The organism is Saccharothrix sabaoui, from assembly GCF_051756985.1.
Lineage (GTDB): Bacteria > Actinomycetota > Actinomycetes > Mycobacteriales > Pseudonocardiaceae > Actinosynnema.
Map to the genome: position 1 here is coordinate 1 of NZ_JBPKJK010000060.1, position 9,566 is coordinate 9,566.

At 73.6% G+C, this 9,566-nt stretch carries 9 protein-coding genes; 4 read left to right on the forward strand and 5 right to left on the reverse strand.

Going from position 1 to position 9,566, the window contains the following annotated elements:
* Together ACR807_RS20020 and ACR807_RS20025 are read left to right on the forward strand one after the other, a co-directional pair.
* Positions 1-2,797: ALF repeat-containing protein (locus ACR807_RS20020; RefSeq protein ID WP_438922875.1), on the forward strand; the 2,797-nt coding region annotated here is incomplete at its 5' end.
* Positions 2,798-2,804: 7 nt separating this feature from the next.
* Positions 2,805-3,434, forward strand: coding sequence for a hypothetical protein (locus tag ACR807_RS20025; protein WP_438922876.1), 630 nt, complete (start codon positions 2,805-2,807; stop codon positions 3,432-3,434).
* A 111-nt stretch (positions 3,435-3,545) separates the two neighbouring features.
* Here the strand turns inward: ACR807_RS20025 and ACR807_RS20030 are convergent, their stop codons facing one another.
* The 4 genes from ACR807_RS20030 to ACR807_RS20045 all read right to left on the reverse strand — a co-directional run bounded on the left by ACR807_RS20030 (position 3,546) and on the right by ACR807_RS20045 (position 6,892).
* Positions 3,546-4,823, reverse strand: a complete 1,278-nt coding sequence (locus tag ACR807_RS20030) for an MFS transporter (RefSeq protein ID WP_438922877.1) — start codon at positions 4,821-4,823, stop codon at positions 3,546-3,548.
* Complete coding sequence (locus ACR807_RS20035; protein ID WP_438922878.1) at positions 4,802-5,032, reverse strand: hypothetical protein; 231 nt, start codon at positions 5,030-5,032, stop codon at positions 4,802-4,804. The genes ACR807_RS20030 and ACR807_RS20035 overlap by 22 nt, the downstream gene beginning before the upstream one ends.
* A 58-nt stretch (positions 5,033-5,090) precedes the next feature.
* Positions 5,091-5,624, reverse strand: coding sequence for a CgnE/CgnB domain-containing protein (locus ACR807_RS20040; RefSeq protein ID WP_438922879.1), 534 nt, complete (start codon positions 5,622-5,624; stop codon positions 5,091-5,093).
* Positions 5,625-6,013: 389 nt separating this feature from the next.
* Positions 6,014-6,892 (reverse strand): SDR family oxidoreductase, encoded by an 879-nt coding sequence (locus ACR807_RS20045; protein WP_438922914.1) that lies wholly within the window; start codon positions 6,890-6,892, stop codon positions 6,014-6,016.
* 57 nt (positions 6,893-6,949) lie between these two features.
* Between ACR807_RS20045 and ACR807_RS20050 the strand changes: the two genes are divergently transcribed.
* Complete coding sequence (locus ACR807_RS20050) at positions 6,950-7,588, forward strand: TetR/AcrR family transcriptional regulator (RefSeq protein WP_438922880.1); 639 nt, start codon at positions 6,950-6,952, stop codon at positions 7,586-7,588.
* A gap of 626 nt (positions 7,589-8,214) precedes the next feature.
* Here ACR807_RS20050 and ACR807_RS20055 read toward each other — a convergent pair.
* Positions 8,215-8,988 carry a hypothetical protein gene (locus tag ACR807_RS20055; RefSeq protein WP_438922881.1) on the reverse strand — a complete coding sequence of 258 codons (774 nt, stop codon included), beginning with the start codon at positions 8,986-8,988 and terminating at the stop codon, positions 8,215-8,217.
* A gap of 126 nt (positions 8,989-9,114) precedes the next feature.
* Here ACR807_RS20055 and ACR807_RS20060 point away from each other — a divergent pair, with 126 nt between their 5' ends.
* Positions 9,115-9,477: a hypothetical protein gene (locus tag ACR807_RS20060; RefSeq protein ID WP_438922882.1), complete on the forward strand. Its 363-nt coding sequence runs from the start codon at positions 9,115-9,117 to the stop codon at positions 9,475-9,477.
* Positions 9,478-9,566: the final 89 nt, after the last annotated feature.

Sequence of the window (9,566 nt, forward strand, 5' to 3'; positions counted from 1 at the left end):
GCGCGCCGCCGACGCCGCCCAGGTCGCCATCAACGCCATCGCCGCCGCCGTGGTCGCGGCCCGCGAAGCCGCCAACGCCGCCGCCCAGGCCGCGTGGGCCGCCTCGAAGGCCGGCGACGCCGCGGCCCTGGCCCAGGGCGCCGCCACCGCCGTCGCCCTGGGACGCGGCACGGTCGAGCAGGCGTCGGGCGCCGCGGTGACCGCCTCCCAGGCGGCCAAGGCCGCGCAGGACGCGGCCACCGCCGTCAGGCACGCCGCAGAGGTGGCCCGCCAGGTCGCCGCCGCCGCCAACGCGCTCGCCCAGGTCAACACCGACGCCGCCGCCGCGGCCCAGGCGGCGCTGGACGCCGACCGCTACGCGGTCGAGGCCGGCGCGGCCGCGGGACGGGCCCAGAACGCCGCGACCCGGGCCCAGCGCAACGCCGCCGAGGCCCGCCGCGCCGCCGCGGCAGCGGCATCGCTGGCCACCGAGGCGGCCAACCAGGCCGAGGAGGCCGAGCGCGCCGCCACCCAGGCCGCCACCCACGCCACGAACGCGGCCAACGCCGCCAACGAGGCGATCAAGCACGCGGGCGAGGCGGACGGCGCCGCGACCCGCGCCCAGAACGCCGCGGACGCGGCCCGCGTCACCGCGGAAGAGGCGCAGAAAGCCGCCGACCAGGCCGTCCGCACCTTCGAGGTCGCGCGCGCCGCGGACGCCCAGCAGCTCGCCGCCCGGGAGAGCCAGGCCACCCGGGACGCGCAGGACGCCCTCGCCGCCGAGAACGAGCAGGAGCGCAACGCCGCCCAGCGCTGGCAGGCGGGCAGGACCTACCAGCCCGACCAGGAGACCAGGGCGCTGCTCGACCGTGCCCGTGCCCAGGACACCCCGGCCGACACCGCGGCCACCGCGGGCCGCCAGGCCGCCCTGCGCCTGTGGCGCTCGGCCGGCCCGAACGTGGTCACCGCCGCGTCCCAGGCCCTGTCCGGCGACGCCACCACCGTGACCGCGTTCGTCCGGACAGGTGTGGACGCGGCCATCGAGCGGGACGACCGCGCCGGTGCCCGCATCGTCGGCGGCGCCTCGCTGCGCCCCGCCGAGCGCCAGGCCGCCAAGACCGCCGTCGAGGGCACCCACGACCAGGTCAAGACCTACCTGGCGACGCGCGCCTACCCGGGCCGCGCCGACGACGACCGCATCGCCGTCCAGCTCATCCTCAACAGCGGCGGCCCCGTCACCAGGGCGGCGGCCAACACCGCCCTCTCCGGAACCGCCGAGGACGTCCGCGAGTTCCTGACCACCGGCCAGTACAAGGCCGCCGAGGACGACGACCGCATCGCCGTCCAGGAACTCGTCAACGCGGGCGGCCCCGAGCTGCGCGCCGCGGCGAACGCCGCCCTGTCCGGCCCGTGGTCCTACGTGCAGGACTTCCTGCGGGTCGGCCAGTACCAGGCGTCGACCCGCGACTTCGAGGCCACCCACCACATCGCCATTGTCACCGGTTACCTGGCCGCGGCCTCCCAGGCGGCGGCCACCGCGTGGCAGCACGCCGCCACCGCCTCCGAGGCCGCCGCCACCGCCCGCAACGCCGCCGACGAGGCCGCCGCCTGGGCTTCGAAGGCCGTCGCCTCGGCCGACCGGGCACGGCAGGCCGCCGACGAGGCCCGGGTGTCCGCCGACAAGGCCGAGAGGTCGGCGAACGACGCGGCCACGTCCGCCTACACCGCCCGCCAGGCCGCGGCCACCGCGCAGCGCTACGCCGACGCCGCGTCCCGGTCGGCCGCCCAGGCGTCGGCGTCGGCGAGCCAGGCGGCCCTGTCGGCCGCCGCGGCCCGCACCGCGGCCGAGAACGCCCGCCTCGACGCCGAAGCCGCGGGCAAGTCGTTCGCCGCGGCCCTCCAGGCCCAGGTGGACGCGGACAACGCGGTCCTCGCCAAGCAGTCCCAGGAGCAGACCAGGCAGGCGGCGACGGGCACCCGCGCCTCGGTCGCCACCCTCCGCGACGCCGTCAACGAGGCGCTGGAGCAGGACAACCTGCCCGACGACCTGCGGCAGGAGCTGGAGCGGTACCGCGACCGGGTCGTGGCCCTGCTCGGCCTGATCGACCAGATGGCCGCGGGCACCCTGGAGTTCGTCCAGGAGCACGCGGGTGAGCTGATGGCCCTGCTCACGGACGTCCTCCAGATCGGCGCCGGACTCGGGGTCGCCGCTGCGGGCGTGGCGGCGATCGCCGGCGGGCTCGAGCTGTGCGCGGCCACGGTCGGCGGCGGCGCGGCGGCCGGTGCCGCCGTCGGCGCACCGGTCGGCGGTGTCGGGGCCCTGCCCGGTGCCGCCATCGGGTCCGTCGGCGGGCTCATCGCCTGCGTCTTCGTCGGCGGCGGGGCCATCGTCGGTGGCGCGGCCGCGGTGCTCGACGGCCTCGCCATGGCGATGGACGGCCTCGGCAAGGCCGCCCAGGACCTCAGGGACGGCCAGGCCGCGAACGCGGCGGGCGCCGCGCGCGAGGTCCGCGTCGCCGAGCTGACCGGCGGCCGGGTGGCGGGGTCCGCGGGCAAGGGGGACTACGAGATCATCCGTCCGGGCGTCGGCAAGACGGACGTCGACGTGCTCGGGCAGAACGGCGAGTACATCGCCGTCGGCGGCCCGAGCAAGGCGAAGGACCCCGCCAAGTTCGGGAAGGCGACGAGCATCCTGAAGTGGTGCGCGGACCGGGACGGCGTGGTCGCCAAGGTGTACTTCGAGGAGGGCACCCCGCAGAGCATCATCGACCTGGCGGCCCGCCACGTCGGGGTCGAGAACGTGCACATCTTCAAGTGAGGCGTCAATGGCAGACGGTTACGTCCACCTCTACCGGACCGATTGGTCACCCGAACGTGTCACGCAACGCATCGCGTCCGTGGAGGCGGCCGGTGGCACGCTGGAGAACCCGGACACCGGCCTGATCATCACCGGCGAGTTCGACGACCGGAACGAGCCGATCCCGGCGGACCGGGACCGGCTCGTCCGGGAGCTGGCGCTCGCCGACCGGGACACCGGGTCCGTCACCTTCTGGCTGGGTGCGCCCAACGACCTGTTCTACACGGTGCGCCGCGTGTCGCCGGACGTCGTGGTGGAGCAGTTCGACCTGGTCGGGTTCAGGCAGCCCGAGCCCTTCACCCACTCGGGCGTCGTGCCCGAGATGACCCAGGACGAGGTGATCCACCTGGTCCTGGGCTGGATGGGGGAGGTGGGCCAAGCGGCCGTCGGCCTGCTCGCCGACCGTTGGGGCGGCTCGCTGGAGATCGACCTGGACGACGTCGTGCTGGGCGGCCCGACGCCGGTGACCACCCGGCCCGACGTGCTGGTCCTGCGCCCGGAGGTGGCCGACCGGCACCCCGAGCTGGCGGACTGGGGACGTCGCCCGTACGGGCGGTTCGTCGCGTTCGACCCGACCGGCATCCTCGGCCCGGGGTGAGACCGGGGTGAACTGAGGGTCCACGGAGAGCGGTGTCCGCCGATCGGAGGCGGGCACCGCTCTCTCGTCGTGCTGGTCGTGGCCCGTCCACGCTGTGCCGGGACGGCACCGTCAACGGCCGCCGGACGATCGCGAACGGTCCTCCTCGGTGGCACCACCACGTCGCGCGACGGCCCGGCGCCCGCCGATCACCAGGCACACCGGCAGCGACAGCGAGGCGACCGCGGCCGGCACCAGCAGGCGTCGGGGGTCGACCAGGTCGCCGACGGTCCCGCTGACGGCGGCGCCCAGGGCCATGCCCACCTCGGGGATGAGGATGGCCGCGGCCGAGGCTCGGGCGATCGTGTGGATCGGCACGGCGGCGGGGATCGCGGTCATCAGGGAGGCGATGAAGAGGACGCCCGCGAAGCTGCCGACGCCCTCGTACCAGGCGAGGCCGACCACGGCCGTCCAACCCGGCCCGGCCAGCGGCAACGCCCACGTGGACGCGGCCATGAGCAGCAGGGCGAGCAGTGCGACGCGGGTGGTCGGCATCCGGCTCGCGAGTGCCCCGACCGACGCGCCGCCCGCGATGCCGCCCACCGCGCCGGCCGCCAGCAGCCATGCGTAGGTGCTCGGGGCGAGACCCAGTTCGCGCGTGGCGAAGATCGGCAGGACCGTGCTCACCACACCGTTCAACGCGGTCATCAGGAGTGCGCCGCAGGCGATCGGGGCCAGGGGTCTGCGCAGCACCACCAGGAATCCCCGCACCACGCCGGCGAGCCCGGGGTCCTCGTCGGTCCGCGTTCGTGGGGGGGCCTGGACCGGGCCGCGCAGCAGCAGGGCGGACGCCAGGTAGGTCACCGCGTCGAGCAGCAGCACCACGGGCGCCGCCAGGAAGCGCAGCGCCACCCCGGCCAAGCCGGGGCCGGCGACCTGGGCGAAGCTGGTGACGGTGCCGATCAGGCCGTTGGCCCGGGCAAGGGACCCGCGGTCGACCAGGTCGACCACCACGGGCACGGCGTACGCGGTGAACCAGCCGGTGAACGCGGATGTCACGGCGGTCAGCGCGATCAGCGACCAGACGGTGAGGTGGCCCGTCCACCACGTCACCGGCACGAGGCCGACGGAGGCGAAGCGGCCCAGCTCCAGCAGCCGGAGCGCGGTGGTGCGCCGGGTGGACCGCTCCGCCGCGACGGCCGCGAGCAGCCGGGCGACGGGTCGGACGCCGTAGGTGACGGCCGGCGGGACGCCCACCTGGCCGGTCGTGGCACCGAGCACCACGGCCGCGATGAGCGGCACGACCGCGTCGCTCACCGCGGTGCCCAGGGCGGACTGCCCCCTGACGGCGGGGTAGCGGTGGAAGACGGCGGCGTGCCGCTCCCGGCTCACTCCCGCTGGGTGTGCCACTGCCCGTCCTTGCCGCCGTTCATCGAGGCGGCTTCGACGCGGGCGGCCTCCAGCAGGCCCAGCACCTCCCAGCGGGCGGCGCCGGACACGATCATCCGGAGGTCCGCGCCGGTGGGGGTCAGGCACTCCAGGACCACCACGGCCTTCACCGCCCGCCAGTCGTCGGGCAGGCTGGGCATGGTCAAACCGAACACGTGCTCGGTCGGCATCTCTTCCACCGCGGTGCCCCGTTCCCCGGCGGCGAGCGCCGGTGTTCCCGATCGGTCGTCAGTTCTCGCGGAGCACCAGGCACTGCTCGACGGTGAGGGCGCAGCAGTCGCCGTCGATGTCCTCGTCGTTCACGCCGTCGGGGTGCGGCGAGCCGTCGTCGCGGGGTTCGGCGAGGTCGACCGGTTCGTCGTCGACGTCGGTCGTGACGAGTCCGCCGAACGCGATCAGGTCGAGGTGGATCTCGCAGAAGTAGTCGACGATCTTGATGTCCTGGTTGTGCTGCCCGAAACCGATGTGCACCCCGGGAACCCGTTCGTTGATGTGCGAGTTCATCGGGATCAGCGAGGTGACGCCGGAATTGGTGCCGAACCCGAGTTCGCCGACGCGCCGGGCGTGCGGCAGGTCCCGGCACAGCTCCAGCAGGCGGGACACGTCCGGGCTGGCGCAGGTGAAGTCGACAGCGGTGCTGTCCACGACGTCGACGGTCACCGGGTGGTCGCGCAGGCGGGCGTCGAGGCGCGTGAAGACGTTGACGTTGAACGCGGCGTCCGCGACGAGGGTGCCGTTGACGCGCGTCGGGAAGGTCGCCACCTCTCCGGGCGGCAGGATGGGGAAACCGCTGCCGCCCTTGACGCCGCGGTTGCTGGTCCACTGGTAGCGGTCGTGGTCGAACTCGACGCTCAGGTCCGAACCGCTGGGCGTGGTGATGCGGGCCGAGCCCGCGGTGCGGAACCGGCGCAGGAGCGTGGATCAAGGAATTGTGCGGTGATGATTTCCGCAATTCCGCGTGACGGAGGACAAGGGCGGGATGTCGGGGTCCGGGACGCCGGGAACACCCGCACCGAGGGGCGGCAGCGGCGTCGACGCGCACCCGCCGGGAGCCTCGTCCACGCAGGTCGAGGGCATGGGAGCCCGTGGGTCCGAAGTGCCTGGGGAGTGGTGGCCACCCGCCGTGAAGGCGGGCGGCGCCCTGTCGTTCGTCAGCCGCTCTGGGCGTGGGTGGTTCCCTTCGGGTGGTGGCGGCGCAGGTTGGCGGCGAGGACGCGGTCGAGCGTGCGGTCGGACAGCACCCGGGTCAGGCGGGTGATCAGGGCGGCGTCCCGGCCGATGGTGTAGCGGGTGCGCGGTCTGCGGGTCGTCACGACCTTCGCGATGACGCGGGCGGCGGCGTCGGCGGTCAGGCCCGACGCGGTGCCCGAGGCCATCAGCGCGTTGGTCGCCTGGACCAGGTCGCCGTAGCGCTCCTGCTGCTCCGGCGTCATCTGCGCGGCCAGGTCGTTCGCCGTCGCGATCCCGCGGGTGGCCATCTCCGTGCGGACGCCGCCGGGCTCGACCACGACCACCTGCACGCCCAGCGGCGCGACCTCCCGGCGGAGCGAGTCGCTGACCGCCTCCAGGGCGAACTTCGCGCCGGCGTACGCGCCGTACGTGGCCATGGCGACCTTGCCGCCGACCGAGCTGATGTTGACCACGCGACCCTTGCTGCGCAGCAGCGCGGGCAGGAGCGCCCGGGTGAGGGCGACGTGGCCGAACAGGTTGACCTCGAACACCCACCGCCACTGCGCCATGGGCAGGGCTTCGACCGGGGCGTTCACCTGGATGCCGGCGTTGTTGACGAGCGCGTGCAGTGCGCGCGGGTCGTCGGCGACCCGCGCGGCGAGCGCTTCCACCTGCTCGGGCTCGGTGATGTCGAGGATGATCGGCTCGACGCCGGCCGATCGGATGGCGTCCGCGTCGCGGTCGCGCCGCACGCCGGCCAGGACGTGGAACCCCCGGCGGGCCAGTTCGCGGGCGGTCGACGCGCCCATGCCCGTGGAGGCCCCGGTCACGACGACCAGCCCTTGATTTTCAGATGACATTGTCACCTTGACGACGCTACCAGTTCAGATGACAACGTCAACTGTATGATGGGCGTCATGGCCACCCGTGCGGAGTCCGCCGCCGCCACCCGCCGCGCCCTGCTCGACGCCGCCGCCGAACTCCTCGACCTCGGCGGCCCCGAAGCGGTCACCCTGCGCGAGGTCGGCGCGCGGGCGGGCGTGACGCGGGGAGCGCCGTACCGGCACTTCGCGGGCAAGGACAGCCTGCTGACCGCCGTCGCGGCCGAGAGCTGGGAACGGATCGGCGACCGGGTGCACGCCCTGCGTGCCGACCCGGCCCTGTCGGCCCCCGAGAAGCTGCGCGGCGCTCTCCGCGCCCTCATCGGCGTCGGCCGGGACCAGCCGCACCTCTACCAGGTGTTGTTCAGGCAGCGCGGGGACCGTCCCGGGGAACGCGGTGACGGACTCGAACGCGTCCGGCTCCACCTGTGCGGACCGGAGGGCGACCCGGCCGCGGCCGTCCGCGCGGCCGGACGCTTCCAGGACGAGTTCCTGGCCATCGTCGCCACCCTCGTGGGGGAGCGGAACGCACCGCACTACGGCGCCCTGCTGCTCAGCAGCGCCCACGGCATCGCGGGCATGGAGCTCAGCGGCCACCTCGGCCCGGACAAGTGGCGCACCACCGCCGACGAGCTCGTCGACACCCTCGTCCGCATGGTCGCGGACGCCCGCTGAACGACGTGCCGCTGCACGGGACCGCGGCCAAGGCGCTGCCGATCGACGGTGGTGACGCGATGTTCCGCGACGGCGTGCACGAGGTGGTGGAGGAATGGGGGTCGTGCGTGCCGGGGCGTCCTGGTGTCCGCACCTCATCCTGTCGGCCGGCCACTTCCACGACGATCACATCGGTTCACCGGTCAACGTCCTCGGTCGTGAGGTGGCGCAGGTGAAGCACCACCTGTGGACCACACCGGGTGCTGCGTACCTGAACAAGGAGCACTCCTGCGCCGATAAGACGGCCTCCGGGCACACCTCCACCCCGCGGAGGTACCTGTCCCACGCGAGCCGGAAAAACACCGCGCCGTGATCCACGAGGTGCGGCCCGGCGAGCTTGACGGGTTCGGCGGGCGTTCCCAGGGGCGGCGCAGGTCGGCCACCAGTGGGCGGGCCGGGCGCAGTCGGGTGTGGGCGGCCAGGATCGCCAGGTCCAGCGGTCGGCGGCTCGCACCCGTCCACGTCCGCGCCCGCCGCACGGCGCCCACGGCACGTTGTGCCGCGTCAGGTGGTTCTGCTGACCGGCACCCGTGCGAACTCCGGGCCGTGGGTCGCGTTGTGCGGCAGGACCCACGGCCCGGGGCCGTTCAGTTGAGGATCGACCAGTCCGGCGAGCCGAACGTCACCGTCGGCCGGGCTCTGTTGTTGTCGTCGTGCCAGGCCAGGAGTGCCTCGATGGTCGTGTAGCCGACCGTCGTCCGGGCACCCGGCCCGAACGACTTCTGCAGCGGGGCGGGCCAGAAGCTGATGACCTGCGCCCCGGTCGGGTGTTGAGGGCTGATCATCGGGCCCTCGGTGTGGACGCCGGTCGCCATCGCCACGTGCGCCAAGCCGTCGAACAGGACGATGTCGCCCGCGACCGGGGTGCCGACGGTCCTGCCGGTGTAGGGGAGCAGCACGCCGCCCATCAGCCGCGTGGTCAACTCCGCCTCGAAGTTGTGGGGCCGTTCGCCGTAGGCCACCCGCAGTTTGTGCGTACTGGTGATCTGGCCGTCCAGCATGACCGCGAGCAGGATCACCTCCCAGCAGTTCACCGTGGTCGAGGGGTCGCCGAACGGGAACGTGTCGGAATCACCGTCGATCAGCCGGACGAAGGCGTTGCCGCCGCCCGGTCCGGACGGGACCCACGAAAGCTTCGGCGCGCTTTCCGCGAGCTTCCTCATGGCGCCGAACGCGGTGAGCTGCCGGCCGGCCAGGTCAGCCGAGTCCACCGCCCTCTTCACGCTGCCGCGCAGCTGCATCCGGCACGCCAGGACCGAAGCCTCCTCCCCGGCGTGGTTCCGGACCTGCGCGTACTCCTCCGTCTTCTTGATGTCGTCCGCGGTGATCTTCGGCAGCCCGAGTAATTCCGAGAGTTTCACATGTCCTCGCTTGGCGTCGGCGGTGTGTCAGGTAGTCGTCCCGGGGCGAGCCGCCGTTACGATGTCCGCCGGACACCCCGCGTTCCACCTTCCGGTTGGTCGCGCCTCGCTCATCCGGGGGTTCACGTGCGTGATGTCGATGAGCTGTTGTGTGCGGACGCCTACGCGGGCTGTCCCGACCCGGCGGCTGCGCTGTCGCTCGGCACGTGGACCGTGGTGTTCGAGCCGAACGGGTTCGAGAGGTTTGCTCGAACCCGCAGATGTGGAAAATTGCCCATCCCTGCTTTCGTTCAGCGGAAGAAAGTGTCACCGGTTCACGTCGTCGAGCAGCAGTGCCAGGACCGACTCTTCGTGCACCGCGACCCGGCGCTCGCGCATCGCGCCGGCCAGGCCGGATTTCGGCTACGGCACGCTCCCGGAACGCCTGCAGGTCGACCTTCGTCACCTCGCGTGCCCTGCTCGCCGCTGCTGCGCGACTGGGAGGACTGACCGGACGACACCTGGCAGGCAGAAGCGCCCGCCACCCCGGCCGCCCACCCTCGCCGCCGCCTGCGCCGACCGCCTCGTGAACGACCACT

Bases quoted from the DNA above. Each gene is read 5' to 3' on its own strand.
- ACR807_RS20025 (WP_438922876.1), top strand. From the start codon at position 2,805: ATGGCAGACGGTTACGTCCACCTCTACCGGACCGATTGGTCACCCGAA.
- ACR807_RS20035 (WP_438922878.1), bottom strand. From the start codon at position 5,032: ATGCCGACCGAGCACGTGTTCGGTTTGACCATGCCCAGCCTGCCCGAC.
- ACR807_RS20045 (WP_438922914.1), bottom strand. From the start codon at position 6,892: ATGTCATCTGAAAATCAAGGGCTGGTCGTCGTGACCGGGGCCTCCACG.
- ACR807_RS20050 (WP_438922880.1), top strand. From the start codon at position 6,950: ATGGCCACCCGTGCGGAGTCCGCCGCCGCCACCCGCCGCGCCCTGCTC.